This window comes from Modestobacter italicus (assembly GCF_000306785.1).
Lineage (GTDB): Bacteria > Actinomycetota > Actinomycetes > Mycobacteriales > Geodermatophilaceae > Modestobacter > Modestobacter italicus.
Genome location: NC_017955.1, coordinates 164,234 through 185,984 on the forward strand (window position 1 = coordinate 164,234; position 21,751 = coordinate 185,984).

The 21,751-nt window shown below is 74.3% G+C and carries 20 protein-coding genes; 10 read left to right on the forward strand and 10 right to left on the reverse strand.

What is annotated here, in order from left to right; genetic code table 11:
* Nucleotides 1-96: 96 nt before the first annotated feature.
* Genes MODMU_RS00845 through MODMU_RS00860 form a run of 4 tightly spaced genes read right to left on the reverse strand, consistent with a single transcriptional unit; the run spans nt 97 to nt 4,596 of the window.
* Entirely contained in the window at nt 97-777 is a 681-nt protein-coding gene (locus MODMU_RS00845) for an SRPBCC family protein (RefSeq protein WP_014738252.1), read from the reverse strand.
* Nucleotides 774-3,182 (reverse strand): aerobic carbon-monoxide dehydrogenase large subunit, encoded by a 2,409-nt coding sequence (cutA, locus tag MODMU_RS00850; RefSeq protein WP_014738253.1) that lies wholly within the window; start codon nt 3,180-3,182, stop codon nt 774-776. Before cutA ends, MODMU_RS00845 begins: the two co-directional genes overlap by 4 nt.
* The gene (locus tag MODMU_RS00855) at nt 3,179-3,718 is read right to left on the reverse strand and encodes a (2Fe-2S)-binding protein (RefSeq protein WP_014738254.1); all 540 of its coding nucleotides are present in this window, start codon (nt 3,716-3,718) and stop codon (nt 3,179-3,181) included. The genes cutA and MODMU_RS00855 overlap by 4 nt, the downstream gene beginning before the upstream one ends.
* Nucleotides 3,715-4,596 (reverse strand): FAD binding domain-containing protein, encoded by an 882-nt coding sequence (locus MODMU_RS00860; RefSeq protein ID WP_014738255.1) that lies wholly within the window; start codon nt 4,594-4,596, stop codon nt 3,715-3,717. The genes MODMU_RS00855 and MODMU_RS00860 overlap by 4 nt, the downstream gene beginning before the upstream one ends.
* Before the next feature lie 152 nt (nt 4,597-4,748).
* Between MODMU_RS00860 and MODMU_RS00865 the strand changes: the two genes are divergently transcribed.
* The 6 genes from MODMU_RS00865 (at nt 4,749) to MODMU_RS00890 (ending at nt 11,017) form a co-directional block, all read left to right on the forward strand.
* Nucleotides 4,749-6,221 (forward strand): AllF/FdrA family protein, encoded by a 1,473-nt coding sequence (locus tag MODMU_RS00865; protein WP_014738256.1) that lies wholly within the window; start codon nt 4,749-4,751, stop codon nt 6,219-6,221.
* Nucleotides 6,214-7,629, forward strand: coding sequence for a YlbE family protein (locus tag MODMU_RS00870; protein WP_014738257.1), 1,416 nt, complete (start codon nt 6,214-6,216; stop codon nt 7,627-7,629). Before MODMU_RS00865 ends, MODMU_RS00870 begins: the two co-directional genes overlap by 8 nt.
* Before the next feature lie 42 nt (nt 7,630-7,671).
* Nucleotides 7,672-8,298, forward strand: coding sequence for a hypothetical protein (locus MODMU_RS00875; RefSeq protein ID WP_014738258.1), 627 nt, complete (start codon nt 7,672-7,674; stop codon nt 8,296-8,298).
* Between the two features lie 65 nt (nt 8,299-8,363).
* A complete protein-coding gene (locus MODMU_RS00880) occupies nt 8,364-8,630 on the forward strand; it encodes a hypothetical protein (protein WP_014738259.1) in 267 nt (88 codons plus the stop codon).
* Nucleotides 8,627-9,166 (forward strand): RNA 2'-phosphotransferase, encoded by a 540-nt coding sequence (locus MODMU_RS00885; protein ID WP_014738260.1) that lies wholly within the window; start codon nt 8,627-8,629, stop codon nt 9,164-9,166. The genes MODMU_RS00880 and MODMU_RS00885 overlap by 4 nt, the downstream gene beginning before the upstream one ends.
* A gap of 42 nt (nt 9,167-9,208) precedes the next feature.
* A complete protein-coding gene (locus MODMU_RS00890; protein ID WP_014738261.1) occupies nt 9,209-11,017 on the forward strand; it encodes a SpoIIE family protein phosphatase in 1,809 nt (602 codons plus the stop codon).
* Here MODMU_RS00890 and MODMU_RS00895 read toward each other — a convergent pair.
* The gene (locus MODMU_RS00895; protein WP_014738262.1) at nt 10,999-12,066 is read right to left on the reverse strand and encodes a PP2C family protein-serine/threonine phosphatase; all 1,068 of its coding nucleotides are present in this window, start codon (nt 12,064-12,066) and stop codon (nt 10,999-11,001) included. The genes MODMU_RS00890 and MODMU_RS00895 overlap by 19 nt on opposite strands.
* 149 nt (nt 12,067-12,215) lie before the next feature.
* Here MODMU_RS00895 and MODMU_RS00900 point away from each other — a divergent pair, with 149 nt between their 5' ends.
* Together MODMU_RS00900 and MODMU_RS00905 are read left to right on the forward strand one after the other, a co-directional pair.
* Complete coding sequence (locus MODMU_RS00900) at nt 12,216-13,010, forward strand: SDR family NAD(P)-dependent oxidoreductase (protein WP_014738263.1); 795 nt, start codon at nt 12,216-12,218, stop codon at nt 13,008-13,010.
* 114 nt (nt 13,011-13,124) lie between these two features.
* On the forward strand, nt 13,125-14,612 hold the full coding sequence (locus tag MODMU_RS00905) for an LCP family protein (RefSeq protein ID WP_014738264.1): 1,488 nt from the start codon (nt 13,125-13,127) through the stop codon (nt 14,610-14,612).
* Nucleotides 14,613-14,663: 51 nt separating this feature from the next.
* Here MODMU_RS00905 and bar read toward each other — a convergent pair whose 3' ends face one another.
* From bar to MODMU_RS00930, 5 genes are all read right to left on the reverse strand, one after another.
* Nucleotides 14,664-15,767 carry a barbiturase gene (gene bar, locus MODMU_RS00910; protein ID WP_014738265.1) on the reverse strand — a complete coding sequence of 368 codons (1,104 nt, stop codon included), beginning with the start codon at nt 15,765-15,767 and terminating at the stop codon, nt 14,664-14,666.
* 66 nt (nt 15,768-15,833) lie between these two features.
* Nucleotides 15,834-16,790, reverse strand: coding sequence for a carbamate kinase (locus MODMU_RS00915; RefSeq protein WP_014738266.1), 957 nt, complete (start codon nt 16,788-16,790; stop codon nt 15,834-15,836).
* A 53-nt stretch (nt 16,791-16,843) separates the two neighbouring features.
* The gene (locus MODMU_RS00920; protein ID WP_014738267.1) at nt 16,844-17,062 is read right to left on the reverse strand and encodes a hypothetical protein; all 219 of its coding nucleotides are present in this window, start codon (nt 17,060-17,062) and stop codon (nt 16,844-16,846) included.
* Between the two features lie 48 nt (nt 17,063-17,110).
* The gene (locus tag MODMU_RS00925; protein ID WP_166503353.1) at nt 17,111-17,524 is read right to left on the reverse strand and encodes a hypothetical protein; all 414 of its coding nucleotides are present in this window, start codon (nt 17,522-17,524) and stop codon (nt 17,111-17,113) included.
* Nucleotides 17,525-17,583: 59 nt separating this feature from the next.
* Nucleotides 17,584-18,411 carry a PHP domain-containing protein gene (locus MODMU_RS00930; RefSeq protein ID WP_014738269.1) on the reverse strand — a complete coding sequence of 276 codons (828 nt, stop codon included), beginning with the start codon at nt 18,409-18,411 and terminating at the stop codon, nt 17,584-17,586.
* Between the two features lie 78 nt (nt 18,412-18,489).
* On the opposite strand from MODMU_RS00930, the gene MODMU_RS00935 reads away from it, so the two are divergent.
* Together MODMU_RS00935 and MODMU_RS00940 are read left to right on the forward strand one after the other, a co-directional pair.
* The gene (locus MODMU_RS00935; RefSeq protein WP_014738270.1) at nt 18,490-20,730 is read left to right on the forward strand and encodes a RecQ family ATP-dependent DNA helicase; all 2,241 of its coding nucleotides are present in this window, start codon (nt 18,490-18,492) and stop codon (nt 20,728-20,730) included.
* A gap of 85 nt (nt 20,731-20,815) precedes the next feature.
* The gene (locus MODMU_RS00940; RefSeq protein WP_014738271.1) at nt 20,816-21,445 is read left to right on the forward strand and encodes an alpha-ketoglutarate-dependent dioxygenase AlkB; all 630 of its coding nucleotides are present in this window, start codon (nt 20,816-20,818) and stop codon (nt 21,443-21,445) included.
* Nucleotides 21,446-21,751: the final 306 nt, after the last annotated feature.

Consider the following 21,751-nt stretch of genomic DNA (forward strand, 5'->3'; position numbering starts at 1 on the left):
TTGCCTCGTGACTTGGAATGGATTCGACCCATCAGTAACCGCGCTATTGGCAGAATGCCTTGTCGACGCCCTTCGAGCTGACGGTCGTTCGACTGCCTAGCCGCGGCGACCCAGGAGGTAGCCGACCCAGACGCCGAGCAGGGTGAGCAGACCGCCGCCGGCGGCGCCCACCAGCAGCGGCTTCGCCTCGGCGGGCACCCAGCTCCCTGCGGCCGCCGGGGCCTTCCCGTAGGTCACCGGCGCCGTCGGGGCCGACGGTCCCGCGGGACCGCCGGCGGCGGCCTGGACCCGGGTGTCGCTGACCGCCGGCGCCGACGGGGTCACGTCGGCCACCACGTTCGGCTCGGACAGCTCCTTGTCCACCGCGGCGAAGAACTGGCCGGCCATCCGCTTGGCCACCCCGGTGATCATCCGCTGACCCACCCCGGCCACCGCGCCGCCGACCACGGCGTCCGCCGAGTAGGTCAGCTCGGTGCCCTCACCGGACGGCGCCAGGTCGATCTTCACCGTGGCGCGCACCGAGCCCGGCCCACCCGAGCCCGAGGCGTGCATGACGTAGGACTTTGGGAAGGAGAGGTCGCTGAGCCGTACCTCGCCGGAGTACTTCCCGCGGACCGCACCGACGCCGGCCGAGACGACCATCGTGTAGCTGTCCTCGCCGACCTGCTGCAGGGTCTCGCAGCCGGGGATCGTCCGCGCCAGCACCGCCGGGTCGGTGATGACCGCCCAGACCTGCTCGGGCGCCGCCGAGAGCACCGCACTGCCGTCCAGGTTCACGCGAGCACTCCAGTCGTCGTGTTGGCCACCTGGTCCGCGTCCGAGCGCACCAGGTCGTACAGCTCCGTGGGCGAGATCGGCATCGCCGCGATCCGCCGTCCCACCGCGTCCTCGATCGCCGAGGCGATCGCCGCCGACCCGGGGATCACACCGGCCTCGCCGGCGCCCTTGAGGCCCAGCGGGTTCAGCGGCGACGCCGTCTCCTGGTGGTCGATCACCACGTCGGGCACCTCGGAGGCGTAGGGCATGAGGAAGTCCATGAACGAGGCGTTCTGCAGTTGCCCGTCGCGGTCGTAGGCCATCCGCTCGTACAGCGCCCCGCCGACACCCTGCGCGACGCCGCCGTGCACCTGCCCCTCGACGATCATCGGGTTCACCACGTTGCCGCAGTCGTGCACCACGGCATAGTCGACGACCTCGATCTCCCAGGTCAGCGGGTCGATCTCCACCACCGCGGCGTGCGCGCCGGAGGCGAAGGTCGACCGCACGGGGGAGTAGTAGTCGGTGTGCTCCAGGCCCGGCGCGTCCCCGACGGCGACCGGCGGCTTGGAGTCGTCGCCCGGCCCGGCGAACTGGGTGGCCTGCTTGGCCGCCTCGTCGAAGGCGTACCGCAGCGGGTTGGACAGCACCGCGACCGTGCGCAGCGGGATCGAGGCGCCCGGCGTCCCCTTGACCTGGACCAGGCCCTCGTCGATCTCCAGGTCGCCGGGGTCGACCTCGAGCACGTCGGCGGCGATCCGCAGCGCCTTCTCCTTGACCCCGCGCGCGGCCAGCGCGACGGCGTTGCCGCTCATCACCGCGGCCCGGGAGGCGAAGGTCCCGACGGCGTAGCCGAAGCGGCGGGTGTCGCCGGTGGTGACCTCGACGTCCTCCATCGGCACGCCGAGCTCGGAGGCGACCAGCTGGGCGAACACGGTCTCGTGCCCCTGCCCCTGCGAGGTCAGCCCGGTGGAGACCAGCACCTTGCCGCTGCCGAGGACCTGCACGTGCCCGCCCTCGTAGGGGCCGGGGCCGGTGCCCTCGACGTACATCGCCATCCCGATGCCCAGGTGCCTGCCGCGGGCGCGGGCCTCGGCGCGGCGCTCCTCGACGGAGTCCCAGTGCACCAGGGCCTTGAGCTTGTCCATCAGCCCGACGTAGTCGCCGGAGTCGTAGATGACCGGCCGGCCGTCCTGGAACGTGAGGTGGTGGTCGTAGGGGAACTGGTCGGCCTGGATCAGGTTGCTCAGCCGTACCTCGGCCCGGTCCAGCCCGCGCTCCTGGGCGATCCGGTCCATCGCCCGCTCCATCGCGAAGCAGCCCTGCGGCCGGCCGGCCCCGCGGTACGGGGTCACGATCACCGTGTTGGTGTAGACGCTCTCCACCTGCACCCGGTAGACCGGGATCACGTACGGGCCGACCAGCTGGGTCGCGGTCACGATCGGGACGATGATCCCGTAGGGCGTGTAGGCGCCGTTGTCGTGCCAGATGTGCACGTCGAGGGCCGTGATCCGCCCGTCGTCGTCGTAGCCGACCGTCACCTCCTGGCGCTGCTGGCGCTCGTGGGCCGCGGAGATGAAGTGCTCGCGGCGGTCCTCGCTCCACTTCACCTCGTGGCCGAGCAGCCGGGCCGCCATCGGCACCAGCAGCTCCTCCGGCCACGGGTGCACGATCTTGACCCCGAAGCCGCCGCCGACGTCCGGGGCGATGACCTCGACCTTCTCCAGCGACAGCTCCAGCTTCGCCGCGATCGCCGCGCGCACCGAGGTGGAGGCCTGGGTGCTGGTGTAGACCCGCAGCGAGGAGTCGTCGTCGTCCCAGCGGGCGTGCACGCCCTTGCCCTCCATGGGCATGGCGGCGCTGCGCTCGAAGTACTGGGTGAACGACAGCGTGTGCGGCGAGGCGGCCAGGGCCGGCTCGACGTCGCCGGTCTCCTGGTGGTGCCGGGCCGCGACGTTGTCCGGCACGTCGTCGTGGACGGCGTGCACCGCCGCGCGCGCCGCGTCGACCCCGACGACGACCGGCAGCTCCTCGTAGGTCACCGCGATCTTGTCCAGGGCGTCCTCGGCGACGTACCGGTCGGTGGCGACGACCATGACCACGGCCTCGCCGACGTGCTGGACCACGTCCTTGGCCAGCGGGTACCCGGTGCGCGGCGAGGTGAGCTGGGGGTGCGGGATGAGCACGGGCAGCGGTTCGGCCATCGGGCCGACCAGGTCCTCGTAGGTGTAGACCGCCAGCAGGCCCTCGACGTCGACGGCCGCGGTGACGTCGATGTCGACGATCCGGGCGTGCGCGTAGGGGCTGCGGAGGAACGCCGCCGCGTACGCCGACGAGCCGATGTCGTCGAGGTAGCGGCCCTGGCCGGTGATCAGCCGGGCGTCCTCGCGCCGGCGGACCGGCTCCCCGAACAGCTTGGTGGTCACCGGGCGCCGTCCTCTGCCGTCCTGGCGGACTCGCGCATGGCGTCCGCGGCGTACCGGCAGGCCTTCTTGATGTTGGCGTAGCCGGTGCACCGGCAGAGGTTGCCGCCGACCATCTCCTCGACCTCCTCGTCGGTGATCTCCACCGAGGCGTCCCGGGCGTCCAGGCCGGCGGCGATGGTGGTCAGGAAGCCCGGCGTGCAGAACCCGCACTGCAGGGCGTGGCACTCCCGGAAGGCCTCCTGGATCGGGTGCAGCACCTGGCCGCCCTGGTGGTCGGGCCGGGAGAGCCCCTCCACCGTGGTGACCCGGCGGCCGTCGACCTGGACGGCCAGCACCAGGCAGGAGCGGGTCGGCTCGCCGTCGACGAGCACCGTGCACGAGCCGCAGACCCCGTGCTCGCAGCCGACGTGCGTGCCGGTCAGCCCGAACTGGTGCCGCAGCGCGTCGGACAGCAGCCAGCGGACCGGGACGGTGGCTTCACGTGGAACACCGTTGACGACGACGGTGATGGTGCGCTCGGTCTGGGTGGTGGTCACTGCCCGGCTCCTGCTCGAGAGGCTGCTTCGGCCGCCGCGGTGGCCAGCGTCCGTTCGGTGAGCGTGCCGACCAGCAGGCGCCGGTAGTCCGCGCTGGCGTGCAGGTCGCCGTCGGGGTCGACCAGGCCGCGGGCCAGCTCGCCGGCGGCCGCCCAGTCCGCGCTGTCCACCGGCTTGCCGACGACCGCGTCGGTCAGGTCGTGCACCTCGGGCACCAGCCCGACGGAGAGGTACGCCGCCCGGGCGCCGGACACCCGCCGGTCGGCGTCCAGGGTGACGACGACGCCCGCCCCGCAGACCGCGTAGTCGCCCTTGCGCCGGGAGATCTCCGCGAACGCGGTGCCCGAGCGCTCCGGCAGGGCGGGGAAGAAGGCCTCCAGGACGACGGCCGGCCCGTGCACGGAGGTCTCCAGCGGGCCGACGAAGAAGTCGCGCCAGCCGATGGTCTCCCGCCCGCCCGGGGTGGCCACGGTGACCGAGCCGTCGGTCAGCGCGAGCACGGAGGTCATCTCACCGGAGGGGTCGGCGTGCGCGATCGAGCCCACCGTCGTCCCCCGGTTGCGGATCGCGGGGTGCGCGACGTTCGCCGTCGCCCGGGCCAGCAGCGGCTGCACGGCGGCCGCCTCGGTCGAGTGCAGCAGCCCGACGTGCCGCACCAGGGCGCCCACCCGGACGCCGTCCCGGGTGACCTCGATGCGGTCCAGGCCGGGCACCCGGTTGATGTCGACCAGCGTGGTCGGCGCCGCGAGGCGCATGGAGAGCAGCGGCAGCAGCGACTGGCCGCCGGCCAGCACCTTGGCGCCCTCGTCCGCGGCGAGGACGTCGAGGGCGTCCTCGACCGTCGTCGGGTCGGCGTAGCCGAACGGGGCGGGCTTCACCGGGTGCGGGTCACCTCCAGGAGTCGCGGGAAGGGATGACTCTGACACCGCAGTCTGCCCTCCGGAAGTACCTCACCGCTAAATCTTCGTAACGCTGTGGCCAGCCGAAGTCCCTCACCGCTAAGACGCTTTGTCCGGTAGCGTCCCGCCAGGTGAACGACAGCCAGGGCGTCCGGCACGTCTCCCTGCGGAGCGGCGTCTACGCCGACTCGGTCCGCCTGATGCAGGTCAGCCGGGACATCGGCGCCCGGGACGGCGTCCGCGCCGTGCTGGTCGCGATGGCCACCCCGCTGAACCTCGAGCTGGCCGCCGGCATGGGCCTGGCGCCGGACGGCGAGGCGAAGCCCGACCAGCTGCTCATCGCGCTCACCGCCACCGACGACGCCGAGCTGACCGCCGCGGTCGCCGCCGTCGAGGCCGCGCTGGCGCACCGGGAGCGGTCCGGGGACGTGCAGACCATCCCGGCCCGGACCATCGGCGCAGGGCTGGCCGACGCGACCGACCCCGCGCTGGCGATCATCAGCGTGCCGGGCCCGTACGCCGCCGCCGAGGCCGCCGACGCCATCGCCGCGGGCCGCAGCGTGCTGGTGTTCAGTGACGGCGTGCCGGTCGAGCAGGAGGTCGCGCTCAAGCAGGCGGCCCACGAGGCCGGGGTGCTGGTGATGGGCCCGGACTGCGGCACCGCGATCGTCTCCGGTGTCGCGCTCGGCTTCGCCAACGTCGTCCGCCCCGGCCCGGTCGGCCTGGTCGCGGCCAGCGGGACCGGCGCCCAGCAGGTCAGCTGCCTGCTCGACGCCGCCGGGGTGGGCGTCTCGCACGTCCTCGGAGTCGGCGGCCGGGACCTGTCCGAGGCCGTCGGCGGGCTGGCCACGCTCGACGCCCTCGCCGCGCTGGACGCCGACCCGGCCACCGAGCGGGTGCTGCTGGTCTCCAAGCCCCCGGCCGCGTCGGTCGCGGCGCGGGTGCGCGAGGCGGCCGACCAGCTGTCGGTGCCGGTCCGCTCGGCGGTGCTGTCGGCGGAGCAGCCCGACCTCACCGCCGCCGTCGAGGCGCTCCTCGGCGACCTGGGCGTCGCCGTCCCGGAGTGGCCGAGCCGCCCCGGCACCGCCGACGCGGTGGCCCCCGGCGCGGTGCTCAAGGGCTTCTACTCCGGCGGCACGCTGGCCGACGAGACGATGCTGATCGCCGCCCCGGTGCTCGGCGACATCCGCTCCAACACCCCGCTGCGGCCTGAGCTGGACCTCGGCACCGACCTGCGGGCGCGCGGGCACGTGGTCGTCGACTTCGGCGACGACGCGCTCACCGTGGGCCGCGCCCACCCGATGATCGACCCGACGCTGCGGCTGGAGGCGATCGCCGCGCTCGCGGCCGGCGGGGAGCCCGCCGTCCTGCTGCTCGACGTCGTCCTCGGCCACGGCGCCGACCCCGACCCGGCGGCGAGCCTCGGCCCGGCGCTGCAGGCGGCGGCCCTGCCGACCGTGGTCGCGCTGGTCGGCACCGAGGGCGACCCGCAGGGCTGGTCCCGGCAGGCCGACGCCCTCGCCGAGGCCGGCGCCGCGGTCTTCGCCAGCAACGCCGCCGCCACCCGCTACGCCCTCAGCCTGATCGGAGACGGCCATGAGTGACCCCCTCGGCGGCCTGCTGGCCGCCCCGCCGTCGATCGTCGCCGCCGGCGTGGAGGTGTTCTCCACCGCGCTCCGGCAGCAGGGCGTGTCCGTCACCGACGTCGACTGGCGGCCGCCGGGCTTCGGCAGCCCCGAGGACCTCGCCCAGCTGGCGCTGGACCCGCGCCGCGCCGCCGCCAACCGGGCCGCCGTCGAGCGGGTGCTCGCGGCCGGCTCGGTGCTGGTCGACGTCCGGCCGGCCCGCGAGGTGCTCGACCTGCCCGACCGCACGCTGCTGCACTCCGGCCCGCCGCTGACCTGGGAGAAGGCGTCCGGCCCGATGCGCGGGGCCCTCATGGGCGCCGCCATCTTCGAGGGCTGGGCCACCGACCCGGACGACGCCGAGCGGGTGCTCGCCGCCGGCGAGATCACCCTCGACCCCTGCCACCACCACCGCACCGTCGGCCCGATGGCCGGGGTGACCAGCCCCTCGATGTGGATGTGGTGCCTGGAGGACCCGGCGAGCGGCGGCCAGGCCTGGTGCAACCTGAACGAGGGCCTGGGCAAGGTGCTGCGGATGGGCGCCTTCAACGAGGAGGTGCAGACCCGGCTGGCCTGGATGCGCGACGTCCTCGGCCCGGTGCTGCAGCAGGCCGTCCGCAGCCGGCCGGAGCCGCTGGACGTCAAGGCGATCCTGGCGCAGATGCTGCAGATGGGCGACGAGGGGCACAACCGCAACCGCGCCGGCTCGCTGATGGCGCTGCGCGAGCTGTCGCCGTCCGTCGTCGCCGTCGACGCACCCTCGAGCGACATCGCCGAGGTGCTGCGGTTCATCGGCGGCAACGAGCACTTCTACCTCAACCTCGGCATGCCGACGGCGAAGCTGGCGATGGACGCCGCCCGCGGTGTGCCCGGCTCGACGCTGGTCACCGTGATGGCCCGCAACGGCACCGAGTTCGGCATCCAGACCGCCGGCACCGGCGACCGCTGGTTCACCGGCCCGGCCAACACCCCGGTCGGCCTCTTCCTCGGCGACTACGGCCCCGAGGACGCCAACCCCGACATCGGTGACTCCGCGATCATGGAGACCTACGGCGTCGGCGGGTTCTCGATGGCCGCGGCGCCCGCGATCGTCCGGTTCGTCGGCGGCTCGGTGCCCGATGCGCTGGCGACGACCGAGCGGATGTACCAGCTCACGCTGACCGAGAACCCGGCCATGCAGATCCCGATCATGGGCTTCCGCGGCTCGCCGACCGGGATCGACGTCCTCAAGGTGGCCCGCACCGGCTGGCTGCCGCAGATCAACACCGGGATGGCCGGCCGGGTCGCGGGCACCGGGCAGGTCGGCGCCGGCCTGGTCCAGCCGCCGCAGCAGTGCTTCGAGCAGGCCCTGGCCGCGCTCGCCGAGGAGTCCCGCGCCGCCGGCTGAACTCCCTTGCCCGCCGCAACCCGGCAGGCCAGGCTGCCGGTCGTGAACGGTTACTGGCCCCACGCGGACGCCCAGGAGGCCCGCCGGTTCGGCGCGCCGGAGAACGAGGTGCCGGCGACCGTGCCGGTCAGCGCCCTGCTCGCCCGGACCGATGACGCCGCGGTGACCCTGACCGGGGTGCAGGTGTTCACGACCGGGATCGGCTTCACCCTGGCGGTGCGCTGCCGGCCCGAGGCGCTGCCCGACGACACGACCGATCTGCACGAGCTGCTGTGGCAGGGGCACCACGGGAGGGGCACCGCGCTGATGGTCGGCGTCGAGCTCGCCGACGGCCGCCGCGCCAGCAACCTGCCCGGCCACGACCCGTTCGCCGCCGCCGGCGACCCCGAGGCCCTCGTGTTCACCCAGGGGAGCGGCTCCGGTCACCAGCTGACCGTCGAGCAGGAGTGGTGGCTGAGCCCGCTCCCGCCGGCCGGCCCGCTGCGCGTGGTGGTCCGCTGCGACGTGCTCGGCCTGCCCGAGACCGTGACCGAGCTCGACGGCGCCGCGATCCGGGCGGCTGCCGAGGACGTCGTCGTCCTGTGGCCGTGGGTCCCGCGGCACGGCCTCGAGCCGCCGGAGCCGCCCGCGCCGGACCTCCCCGCGGACAGCTGGTTCGCCCGCGGCTGATCTCGCATGCGACGGGGACGTCGGGGTAGGCGGCGGTGGACGCCCCGCGACGGAGAGGAACCCCCATGGCCAGCTGCGAGGTCTGCGGCAACGACTACCGGCTCAGCTTCGAGGTGCACGCCGCCGGCGCGGTGCACACCTTCGACAGCTTCGAGTGCGCCATCCACGCGCTGGCGCCGGTCTGCGAGCACTGCGGGGTGAAGGTGGTCGGGCACGGCGTCGAGGCCGACGGGGTGTTCTTCTGCTGCGCCTCCTGCGCCCGCATGCACGGCGAGCAGGCGAGCGCGGCCGAGCTGGTCGACCACGCGGGACGTGCCCCCGACGAGCGGTGAGCCCGGCGGACGTCGTCCGGCTCAGCAAGCGGTTGTCCTACGTGCTGCGGCACCGGCCCGACAGCGCGGGGCTGACCCTCGACGCCGCCGGCTGGGTCGACGTCGACGACGTGCTCGTGGCCCTCGGGCTGACCCGGGCGCAGCTGGACGAGGTGGTGGCCGGCAACGACAAGCGACGGTTCGCCCTCGACGACGCTGGCACCCGGATCCGCGCCAGCCAGGGGCACAGCGTGCCCGTCGACCTCGGCTACGCCCCGGCGCGGCCGCCCGCTGAGCTCTTCCACGGCACCGTGGAGCGCTTCCTCCCGCAGATCCTGGTCGAGGGCCTGCGACCGGGCGCGCGGCACGCCGTGCACCTCAGCCCGGACGTGCGGACGGCGCGGGCCGTCGGTGCACGGCGCGGCCCGCCCGTCGTGCTCCGGGTCGACGCCGCAGCCATGGCGGCCGACGGCGTGGCGTTCTCCCGGTCGGCGAACGGGGTCTGGCTGGTCGACGCCGTACCGGCCGAGCACCTGACCGTGCTGGCCGGGCGCTGACCGGTGGCGGTTCCCAGGGTCCGGTCAGCGGGGGATGAGAGCATGGTGGACCACGGGACGAGCGGGCCGGCCGGCCCGCCGGCGTGCAGGAGCGGGGGTGCCGGGCTGGACGGGCGGTTGGCGGAGCTGGTCCCGGGGAGTCCCCGGACGGACCTGCAGCGGTCGGTGCTCGCGCACGACTGGGCCACCACCCCGCTGGGCGCCGAGGAGCTCTGGTCGCCCACCCTGCGCACCGCGGCGAGCACCGTGCTGAACACCCGCTTCGCCATGCTGCTCATGTGGGGTCGCGACCTCGTCATGGTCTACAACGACGCCTACGCGCCCATGCTGGGGCTGCGGCACCCCAAGGCGCTCGGGCAGTGCGTGCCCGACGTCTGGGTCGACGTGTGGGCCGACATCGAGCCGATGATCGCCGAGGTGTTCGCCGGCGGGGTGACCGCATTCGAGGACCTCCCGCTCGTGATGACCCGCAACGGCTACCCCGAGGAGTGCTACTTCACGTTCTCCTACTCGCCGGTCGTCGAGCCGGGCGGCACCGTGGCCGGGTTGCTCAACACCGTCGTGGAGACGACGCCCCGGGTGCTCGCCGCTCGCCGGATGGCCGTGCTGCAGCAGCTGGGCAGCCTGCCGCGGTCGGTGCACGGCAGCGCCACCGAGGCCTGCGCGGCCGCGCTGGCGGTCCTCGCCGAGGCCCGCACCGACTGCCCGTTCGGGCTGGTCTACCTGCTCGGGGCCGACGCACACACCGCCGACCCGGTCGCCGGCTACGGCATCGGTGACGCGGCCGACCTCGCCGGCACGGTCTTCCCCGCGCAGGTCCGGGAGGCCATCGCCACCCGGTCCGTGGTCACCACGAGCGGTCTGGCGACGGCGGCACCGGGGCTGTCGGCCACCGGTGCCAGCCCGGCCGGGGACGCCGACGTCGACTCGGCGTTCGTGCTGCCCCTGACCGTGGCCGGGCAGAGCACGCCGGTGGGCGCGCTGGTCCTGGGCACCAGCCCGCACCTGCAGCTGGACGAGGACTACCGGGGCTTCCTCAGCCTGGCCGCCGGGCAGGTGGCCGCCGCTGTCACCGACGCCCAGGCCGTCCTGGCCGAGCGCCGCCGGGCCGCCGAGCGGGCCGAGTACGACAACGCCCGGGCCCAGTTCTTCACCGAGGTCGCGGTCACCCTGCAGCGCGCCGTCCTCGGGCCGACGGTGCTGCCGGAGGGCTTCGCCGTCCACTACGAGCCGGCGAGCGGCACGCTGGAGGTCGGCGGCGACTGGTACGACGTCGTCGACCTGCCCGACGGCCAGTACGGCGTGGTGGTCGGGGACGTGGTCGGCCGCGGTCTGCCCGCCGCGGCGGTGATGGGCCAGCTGCGCAGCGCCGGCCGGGCGCTGCTGCTGGAGAGCCACTCCCCGGCGCACGTGCTGGCCGCGCTGGACCGCTTCGCCGACCTGGTCCCGGGCGCGTCCTGCAGCACGGTCTTCTGCGCCGTCGTCGACCCGGCCGCGGGCACGCTGCGCTACAGCAGCGCCGGGCACGTGCCCGCCATCGTGGTCGACTCCGACGGCAGCTCACGCTTCCTGACCGCGGCCGGCTCGCTGCCGTTGGCGGTCTTGGCCGACCTGGTCCGGCCGGAGCGGGACGTCGCGCTCGGCCCCGGGTCGACGCTGCTGCTCTACACCGACGGGCTCGTGGAGCGCCGTGACCAGGACCTGGACCAGGGCATGGACCGGGCGGTCGCCGCGGTCACCGAAGGCCGGCACCTGGCCCCCGCCGCGCTGGCCGACCTGCTCACCGACCAGCTGCTGTCGGACGCGCCCGACGACGACGTCGCGTTCCTGCTCTACCGCACCCCGGGCTGACCACCGGGGTGCCGTACGGCGAGCAGCGCCACGTCGTCGTCCCCCCGGCCGCCGAGCTCGGCCAGCAGCTCGTCGCACAGCTCGTCCAGCGGCCCCTGCCCGTGCGCCTGGACCGCCTGCAGCAGCCAGGCGAAGCCGGCGTCGAGCGTGGCGTCGCGCCGTTCGACCAGCCCGTCGGTGTAGAGCAGCAGGGTGTCGCCGGGGTGCAGCGCCAGCTCGTGGTCGGACCGGGCGACGTCGGGGGCGACCCCCAGCAGGCGCTCCGGCGGGCGGGCCAGCAGCTGCACGCGTCCGTCCGCGCAGCGCAGAACCGGGGGCGGGTGGCCGGCGTTGGACCAGGACACCGTGGCGGTGCCGTCGCGGTCCCGGGCGACGCTGACGACCGCGACCGTGACGAGGGTGTGCAGGCGCAGGTCGGCGAGCACCTGGTCCACGGTGCTCAGCACGGTGGCCGGCGAGTCCGCGGCCGTCGACGCGATCGCCCGCAGCATCCCGCGGACCTGGGCCATGGTCGCCGCCGCCGGTGCGTCGTGACCGGCGACGTCGCCGATGACCAGCATCGTGGCGCCGTCGGGCAGCACGAAGGCGTCGTACCAGTCGCCGCCCACCTGGGCGTGCCGCCCGGCCGGCAGGTAGCGCACCGCGGTGGTCAGCCAGTCGACCTGCGGTGGCGGGCCGAGCAGGCTCAGCTGCAGCGTCTCGGCGGTGCGCAGGGCGGCACGGGTGGCGGCGGCCTCGCTGCGCAGCTGGGCCAGGTGCGCGTCCCGGCGCAACCGCAGCGTGCAGGCGCCCACGGCCAGCACGGTCGCCACGGTGATGCCGACCAGCCGGATGCTCTGCGCCAGCAGCCGCTGGTCGGCGAACTGCCCGTCGTAGACGCCGATCAGCACCCCGGCCAGCAGCGCCAGCAGCCCGTAGCCCACCGTGTCCCGGCGGCCGAGGGCCGTCGCCGCGAGCAGCGGCGGCATCGTCAGCAGGCCGATCAGCGACTGGCCGCGACCGCTGAGCAGGTCGGCCAGCACGATCGCGAGCAGGACGGCGGCGGGCATGACCCTCTGCAACCGCCTGGACCCGCCCACCGTGGTGCCCCCGTCCGCCTCGGTCCGTCGGCCCAAGGTAGAGGAGCCGGTCACCGCCGCCGCCGGACGCGCCCTGGCAGCGGCGGAACAGCGCCCCACCGGCCCGCCTTGCACCCGGCATGCGCATCGACCTCACCGGCAAGCGGGCCCTCGTCACCGGTTCCTCCCAGGGCATCGGCCTGGCGATCGCCACCGGGCTGGTCGGGGCCGGCGCCTCCGTCGTCCTCACCGGTCGCCACCCCGGCCGGCTGGACGCAGCCGCGGAGCAGCTGCGGACCGCCGTCGAGGGGGTCGAGGTGACCACCGTGGCCGGCGACGTCGTCACCGACGAGGGGACGGCGCAGCTGCTCGCCGCGGTGCCGGACGTCGACGTGCTGGTCAACAACCTGGGCGTCTTCGGGGCGCAGCCGGCGCTGGAGATCACCGACGACGAGTGGCGCCGCTACTTCGAGACCAACGTGCTGACCGCCGTCCGGCTGACCCGGTCCTACCTGCCGGGCATGCGCGACCGGGGCTGGGGGCGCGTGCAGTACATCGCCAGCGACTCGGCGGTCGTGGTCCCGGATGAGATGATCCACTACGGCATGACCAAGACGGCGCTGCTCGCCGTCTCCCGCGGCTTCGCCAAGGAGGCCGCCGGCTCCGGTGTGACGGTGAACTCGGTGATCGCCGGGCCGACGCACACCGGCGGCGTCGAGGAGTTCGTCCGCTCGCTGGTCGGCAACCAGCTGCCCTGGGACGAGGCGCAGCGGGAGTTCATGCGCGCGCACCGGCCGCAGTCGCTGCTGCAGCGGCTGATCGAGCCCGAGGAGATCGCTCACATGTGCGTCTACCTGGCCTCGCCGCTGGCCTCGGCGACGACCGGCGGCGCGCTCCGGGTGGACGGCGGCTACGTGGACGCGATCCTGCCCTGAGGCACCCCGCTGCCGGCGCGACCGCGCGCGCCGCCGGACCGCCGCACAGGTTGCCGTGGCAGGCTCCCCGGTCGATGGCACGAGGAGCTGGTCCGGTGCACGCGGAGGTCACCGATGGCGTTCGATGACGGGGCCCGGCCGCTGCCGCCGCACCTGGACCCGCGCGCCGGGCGCTCGGCGCACCCGGCCGCACCCGGCCGAGGGGGCTCCCGGCTGGCCGTGGTGGCCCGGGTCGTCGCGGCGCTGCTGAGCCTGGCCCTGCTCCTGGGCAGCGGCTGGGGCTGGTACCTGGCCCGGGTGGCCGAGGCCAGCATCGGGCGCACCGACGCGATCCCGACCGAGGGGAACACCGACGCCCAGGGCAGCGACCACGCCGGCAAGGCGATGAACCTGCTGCTGGTCGGGCGGGACTCGCGGGCCGGCCTGACGGCCGAGCAGGCCGCGGAGTTCAGCACCGGTGACCCCGAGGGCCTGCTCAACACCGACACGATGATCCTGGTGCACATCCCGGCGGACGGGTCGGCCGCGGCGTTCGTCTCCATCCCGCGCGACCTCTACGTGTCGATCCCGGGCTACGGGGAGTCCAAGCTGAACTCGGCGTTCGGCCGCGGCTACAACGACGAGGAGGGGTCGGAGGCCGACAAGGAGGCCGCCGGGGCCCGGTTGCTGATCCAGACGATCAGCGGCGTCACCGGCGTCCAGATCGACCACTTCGCCGAGATCAACCTGCTGGGCTTCATCAACATCAGCAGCATCGTCGGCGGCGTCGAGGTGAACCTGTGCAACGCCACCGACGACCCCCTGTCGGGTGCGCACTTCGAGGCGGGTGAGCAGACCATCAGCGGGGCCGAGGCGCTCGCCTTCGTCCGGCAGCGGCACGGTCTGCCCAGCGAGCTCGACCGGCAGGTGCGCCAGCAGGTCTTCCTCGCCGGGCTGATCCGCAACGTCCTGTCGCAGGACCTGCTGCTCAACCCCGTCAAGCAGCGCCAGGTCATCCAGCAGGTGGGCACCAGCGTGACGGTCGACCAGGGGCTCAACCTCTTCGACCTGGCCGCGCAGATGCAGTCGGTGAAGCCCGACGAGATCTCGTTCCAGACGATCCCGGGGCTGGTCGACGCCCGGACGGACGCGGGCGACGTCCTCGAGCCGGCGGACCCGGACGCCCTCAAGGAGTTCTTCGCCTCGCTGAGCGCCGGCGCGGACCCCGACGCGGCCGCGCCGTCGGTCGAGGCGGCCGACCCCGCCGACGTCACGGTCAGCGTGCTCAACGGGTCCGGCGTCTCCGGCGCGGCGGCGACCGCCGCCGACGCGCTCGCCGCGGCCGGCTTCGACGCCAGCAGCGGGGGCAACGCCGCCGCCACCGACGTCACGACGGTCAGCGCCGCGACCGGGGACGAGGCACTGGCCGCCGCGGTGGCCGCCGAGGTCCCCGGGGCGGCGGTCACCGTCGACGACTCACTCGCCTCGGGCACCGTCCAGCTGGTGCTCGGCGCGGACTCGAACGGCATCGGTCAGCCGGTCAGCGCGAAGGCCCCGGAGACCGCGCCCGGCACCTACGCCAGCAGCGAGCGCACCGCCGAGGACACCAGCTGCATCGCCTAGACACGCGACTGCCCCCCACCGTCAGCGGTGGAGGGCAGTCGGGTGGGTGGTTCAGGCCTTGACGATGGCGGCGACCGGACCGCCGCCGGACGGGCCCTGGTGCACCGCGGCCACCGACACGAACACCGCCGGGTCGCCGGTCACCGAGGCGGCGACCCCACCGACGGTGGCCTTGATCTGCCGGTGCCAGAAGACGTCGGAGTCGTCGAGCATCGCGTTGCGCCGGCCGCGCACGTAGCCGGTCGGGTCGGCCTCGCACTTGAGGAAGACGTTGACCAGCCGGTCGCCGAGGTCGGAGGTGTGCGGCCGCTCGGGGAGGTCGAGGCCGGCGTCCCGGATGGCGTTCCAGATGCCGTCCTGGTCCAGGGCGTCGTTCATCACCGAGTGGCCGATCCGGTAGGTGCCGCCGTGCCCGCGGGCGTTGCCGACGACGACGATCTGCGCCCGGTCCAGCTCCACGCCCGAGGAGCACGAGGCGACCGCGCTGAACAGCGAGAAGTCGCGCATGACCTGCTTCTGCTCCGGCATCTCGATCTCGCCCAGGGCGAGCGCGATGCCCAGGGCCGTCGTCCCGTTGGAGAGGTCCATCGAGCCGTGCGGCTCGTCGTAGTAGGTCTCCTGGCCGCGCGACTTCGCCTCGCGGATCGTCTCGATGGTCAGCAGCGGCGTCTTGGTCTGCACGTAGTGGACGTCGGCGGGGTCGGTGATCCCGGCCTCGGCCATCGCCCGGCGCACGCCCTCGGCGACCTTCTCGACCATGGTGAGCCGGCCGATGTCCTCGGGCAGCAGGGTCTCGCTCATCGCGAACCCGACGGTCAGCCGCGGCTCGTCGGTCTTCTCGACCGCGTCCTCCGGCAGCGTGGCGAAGATGGTCGCGTGCGGGCTGATCACGCCGTCGGTGCCGCCGGACCAGACGATCGGGATCTCCCCGACCTCCTCCTTGCTGCGGCTGCCCTTCTCCAGCAGCACCTCGCGGAACGCGCGGTCGGCGATGATCCGGGTGTAGTCGTTCACCCCGCCGTTGCCCTCGGTCTTGCCGATGACGGCGACGACGCGGTCGGCGTCCATGACGCCGTCGTCGATCAGCTTGGCGAGCTCGGAGGCGTCGCTGACGTTGTGCAGCGGGACCTTGCGGACCTCGATCGGTGCGGGCACTGGCTGGCTCTCTCTCTTCGAGTGGGTACGGCCTCCCTCCCGGGCGGGGCAGGGAGGTCCTTCTTCTCAGGTGGCGACGAGCAGGGTGCCGACGTCGTCACCGCTGACGGCGTCGGAGATGGACTCGAGCGTGGTGATCACGGCCCGGGTGCCGCCCCGCTCCACGAAGCGCAGCGCGGCCTCGACCTTCGGGCCCATGCTGCCGCGGGCGAACTGGCCGGCGGCGGCGAGCTCCCGCAGCTCCGCGGCGGTGACCCGGTGCAGGGCGCGGGCGTGCGGCGTCCCGAAGTCGACCATCACGTGCGGGACGTCGGTGGCGATGACCAGGGTGTCGGCGCCGAGCTCGCGGGCCAGCAGCGCAGCGGTCAGGTCCTTGTCGATCACGGCCTCCACGCCGCGCAGGGCGGCGCCGTCCGGGCCGTCGTCCACCACCGGGACGCCGCCACCGCCGGCGCACACGACCACGAAGCCGGCGGCGCCCAGCGCGGCGATCGCCGGGACGTCGACGACCGACAGCGGCTCGGGGGAGGCGACGACTCGGCGCCAGCCGCGCTCGCCCCGGTCCTCCCAGCGCTGACCCAGGTCGACGAACCGCTGGGCCTGGTCGGCGGGCAGGAACCGGCCGACGGGCTTGGTGGGGGAGGTGAAGCCGGGGTCGCGGGGGTCGACCAGCGTGCGGGTGACCAGCGCCGCGGTGCGCTGGGGGAGCCCTCGGCCGGCGAGGGCCGCGTCGAGCTCGTCGGTGAGGGTGAAGCCGATGGTCGCCTGGGTCTGGGCGACGTTCCAGTCCAGCGGGACCGGGGGGACCTCGTGGGCGGCCAGCTCGTTCTTCACCAGCAGGTTGCCCACCTGCGGCCCGTTGCCGTGGGTGAGCACCACCTGGGCGCCGGTCGCGACGACCTCAGCGATGTGCCGGGCGGCCACGGCGATCGCGTCGCGCTGCGCACCGGGCGTCGCCGACCCGTCGGGGCCGGTCATGGCGTTGCCCCCGAGCGCGATCACGACGCGACGAGGGAGGGTCATTGGCCGACCCTAGCCCGAACTCCCTTAGCGGTGAAGTACCCACCGCCCCGGGGTCACGCGGCAGCGGCCTCGGTGCGCTGGCCGACGCTCGGGCGCTCGGCGAGGCGGACGACCCGCAGGGGCTCGGCGGGGGCGTCCCCGGTCTCGGCCAGCTGGGCGATGGTGGCCATCGCGTCGTCGTGCAGGCGGGCGACGGCCTGCAGGGCCTCGGCGAGGGCGAGGCCCGCCGCGGTGTCCTCGGCGTCGGTGGCGGTGGTTCCCGGAGTGGTCACGTCCTCCTCATCGGCAGTGCACGACCGATGTGGCACCGCCCGCCGGCGTCAGATCGCGACGAACTGCCGGCGCCCGCCGCTGGGGGCGGCGGCGAACTCGTCGGTCGCCGCGTCGGCGGCGGCGCGCTCCCCGGCGCCGAGCCGGGCGGTGACGTTCGTGCCGGCCGGGCGGGGACGCAGCAGCAGCGGGGGCAGCTCGAGGACCGGGAGCACGTCGTCCTCGTCGTCCTCGGCGGCCGGTTCGTCCTCCTCGTCGGCCACCGACCAGGTGGCCGGCTCCCGGTAGGTCACCGGCTCGTCGGCCTCGACCGCGGGGGCCTCCTCGACCGGCTGGTCCCAGGTCTCCGCGAGGGCGGCGATGGTGGCCATCGCCTCGTCGTGGAGCCGTGCCACGACCGCGTGCGCCGTGGACGCCACGGCGTCGATGGAGAAGGTGCCGTCGAAGAGGGGCTGCGCTGTCACGTCCACCCTGATCGGCAGTCCGGACGCCGATCGTGACGGACCGGTCCAGGGGCAGCCGGTCAGCGCCGCCAGAAGTCGAAGCGGTCCCGCCCCGGTCGGAAGCCGGCCTGCTCGACGACGTCGACGGCGAGCTCGAACCGCTGGCCGACCAGGTGCGGCTGGTGCCCGTCGCTGCCGAAGCTCACCGCGTCGCCACCCTCCTCGCGGTACCAGCGCAGCAGCTCCACCGACCAGAGCGGGCTGGTGGTGTTGACCTCCAGCGCCCGGCCTGACCCGGCGAGGGCCCGGAACACCGCCCGGTACTCCTCCTCGAACACCGCCTCGGGGTACTCGTCGCGGCCCCCGGGCCAGTAGCGCCGGGGGAAGTCGCAGTGCGCCAGCACCTGGAAGACGTCGCTGTGCTCGATCATGGCGACCATCTCGGTCAGGTAGCGGCGCATCGTCGCGACCACGTCGATGCCCGGCGCGTGCAGCAGCCGGTTGACGCCCATCAGCCGGCCGTCGACCGGCAGCGAGTGCAGCGACCCGAGCACGCGGTCGACCGGTGCGGCCTGCAGGTGGGCGGCCACGCTGGCCCCGAACAGGTGCGGCTCGCCCGCCTCGACCCCGGACCAGACGCGCAGCTGGGGGTAGCGCTCGCGGGCCTCCCAGATGGTCTCGGCGTAGAGGTCCACGTCGATCGGCAGCTGGTTGGCCGGGTGCCGGTCCTTGAGCCCCTGCGCGGTCGCCCGGTCGGCGGCGTCCCAGACGGTGAAGTCCAGGTGCTCGGTGAAGGCCACGGCGGGCAGCCCGATGTCGACGGCGTGCGCGCAGGCGCGCAGCAGGGAGGCCCGTGGGCCGGTGTCCCACGAGAACTCGGAGTGCACGTGGTTGTCCGGCGGCAGCATCGGCCCCCATCCAACCGGTCGTCCACAGCCACCGCACGCCCGGCCCCCGATGTCGGTGCCGCCGCCTACGGTCGGGGTATGAGCACCGCTGTCGAGACCGACCTGGCCGATGAGGCGCTCGGCGTCCTGCGCGAGCTCACCGGCCGCCCGGAGGCGGTGTTCCGGGAGGGGCAGGACGCCGCGGTCGCCGCGCTGGTCGAGCGCCAGGAGCGCGCCCTGGTCGTGCAGCGCACCGGCTGGGGCAAGTCCGCCGTCTACTTCGTCTCCACCGCCCTGCTGCGCCGCCGCGGGAAGGGCCCGACGCTGCTGGTCAGCCCGCTGCTGGCGCTGATGCGCGACCAGGTCGCGGCGGCCGCGCGAGCCGGCATCAAGGCGGTGGAGATCTCCAGCTCCAACGTGACCGAGTGGGACGACATCAACGCCCGGCTGGCCGCCGACGACGTCGACGTCCTGCTGGTCTCGCCCGAGCGGCTGACCAACCCCCGGTTCCGCGACGAGCAGCTGCCCGCGCTGGTGTCCCGCTGCGGTCTGCTCGTCGTCGACGAGGCGCACTGCGTCTCCGACTGGGGGCACGACTTCCGCCCCGACTACCGCCGGATCCGCGACCTGCTCGGTCAGCTCCCCGCCGGGACCCCGGTCCTGGCGACGACGGCGACGGCGAACGAGCGGGTCGTCGCCGACGTGGCCGAGCAGCTCGGTGCCGGCGGGGTGGGGGTCACCACCGTGCGGGGTCCCCTCGCCCGTGACTCGCTGCGGCTCGGGGTGCTGCGGCTGGACACCGACCGCGCCCGGCTCGCGTGGCTGGCCGCCCACCTGGAGGAGCTGCCGGGCAGCGGCATCGTCTACACGCTCACCGTCGCCGCGGCCGAGGAGACCGCTGCGCTGCTCCGGGACTCCGGGCACGAGGTGCGCGCCTACACCGGCCGGCTCGACGACGCCGACCGCAAGGACGCCGAGGAGGCGCTGCGCGAGAACCGGGTCAAGGCGCTGGTCGCCACCTCCGCGCTGGGCATGGGGTTCGACAAGCCCGACCTGGGGTTCGTCGTCCACCTGGGGGCGCCGTCGTCACCGGTCAGCTACTACCAGCAGGTCGGTCGCGCCGGCCGCGCGGTCGACCACGCCGACGTGCTGCTGCTGCCCGGGCCGGAGGACCTCGCCATCTGGCAGTGGTTCGCCACCTCGTCGATGCCGCGGGAGGACCACGCGGCCGCGGTGCTGACCGCCATGGCTGACGGCAAGGCCTGGTCGGTCGCCCGGCTCGAGACCGTCGCCGACGTCCGCCGGTCGCGGTTGGAGCTGCTGCTTAAGGTGCTCGCGGTCGACGGCGCGGTGGAGCGGGTGCAGGGCGGTTGGCGCTCGACCGGCGTGCCCTGGGTCTACGACGCCGACCGGTACACCCGGGTGACGGCGACCCGCGAGGCCGAGCAGCGGGCGATGATCGCCTACGCGCGCCCGGTCGGCGACGCGGAGTGCCGGATGGCGTTCCTGCAGGAGGCGCTCGACGACCCGACGGCGGCCCCCTGCGGCCGGTGCGACGTCTGCGCCGGTGCCTGGTATCCCACCGACATCCCGGCAGGTGCGTCGCAGGCCGCCTCCGCCCGGCTCGACCGCCCCGGGGTGGAGCTGGCGCCGCGGGCGCAGTGGCCGACCGGGGCCGACCGGCTCGGGGTCCAGGTCAAGGGCAAGATCGCGGCCGCGGAGCAGGTGGAGACCGGCCGGGCCGTGGCCCGGCTCACCGACCTGGGCTGGGGCCAGCGGTTGCGCACCCTGCTCGGTGACGACGGCGTGGGCGGGGTGGCCACGCTCGCCGAGGACCTCGAGGCGCCGTCGATCGAGGAGGACCCGGACGCGGCCTACGACGTCTCCCACCGGGTGATCCGGCCCGGGCTGCCCTCCGACGCGCCGCCGGACGAGGAGCTGCTCAAGGCCTGCGCCCGGGTGCTGGGCGCCTGGGACTGGGCGCGTCGTCCCGGGGCGGTCGTCGCCATGCCGTCCCGCCGTCGCCCGGCCCTGGTGGCAGGCGTGGCGCAGGGGCTGGCCGGGCTCGGCCGGCTGCCCTACCTGGGCGCGCTCGACCTGGCCCACGGTGGCCCGACCGGCGGCCCGGGCGGCAACAGCGCCTTCCGGCTCGCCGGTGTCTGGCAGCGGATCGTGGTGGGGCCGGAGCTCCGCTCCCGGTTGGCCGACCTCGGTGATGCACCCGTCCTGCTGGTGGACGACCTGGCCGACTCCCGCTGGACGATGACCGTGGCCGGCCGGGAACTGCGCCTGGCCGGCGCGGGGGCTGTCCTGCCCTTCGTCCTCGCCCTGTCCGCTTGAGGTGACACCCCTCTGCAGGGGCCGGGCCTCACAGTTGTCCACAGGTTTTCGAACAGGTGTGCGAAACCTGCGCTAGCGTTCCGGCATGTCTCTCGCGCACCAGCCGTCCATGTGGGACGTCGCCGAGGAGCCGGCGCTCACACCGTTGACCGGTCGGGTGACCCGGCACCAGCTGTCGCACGGTGCCTGGGTCGACCACCTCCCCGGCTGGGTGGAGGGCTCGGACCAGGTGCTCGACGTCCTGCTCGGGGACATCGGCTGGCGGGAGGACCGGCGGCAGATGTACGACCGGGAGGTCACCGTGCCCCGGCTGCTCCGCTGGTACGGCGGCGACGAGACGCTGCCGCACCGCACGCTCACCGACGCCCGGCGTGACCTCAACGCGTACTACCGCCCCGAGCTCGGCGAGGACTTCGTGACGGCCGGCATGTGCCTCTACCGGGACGGCCGCGACAGCGTCGCCTGGCACGGCGACCGGATCGGCCGCAGCCGCACCGAGGACACGATGGTCGCGATCGTCTCCTTCGGGTCACCCCGACCGCTGCTGCTCCGCCCGGTCGGTGGCGGGGAGAGCCTCCGCTTCCCCCTGGGGCACGGCGACCTCGTCGTCATGGGGGGCTCGTGCCAGCGGACGTGGGAGCACTGCATCCCCAAGACGACGAAGGCGGTCGGACCACGGGTCAGCGTGCAGTACCGCCCCCGGGGGGTGGCCTGAGCGCCGTTCCCCCAGCTCAGCGCCGCCGGGACCCCATCGACCGACCCCCGGGGGACCCCCCCGTGCACGGCCCTCTGAGGGCGTGTAATGTTCCTTCTGCACCGAGCGAGAACGGACCGGGCCACAAGGCCTGGGAAACCGCCGGCCGAGTCCCTGAGATTCGACTGCTGCGGAACTCGGTGTACAGTGGGAATCACCGCCACGAAGAAGGTCCGAGCAATCGGCCCGGGAACGTGCGCGTCCGCTCCTTGAGAACTCAACAGCGTGCCGAAAGTCAGTGCCAAGTATCAATACCCCCTGGCCTGA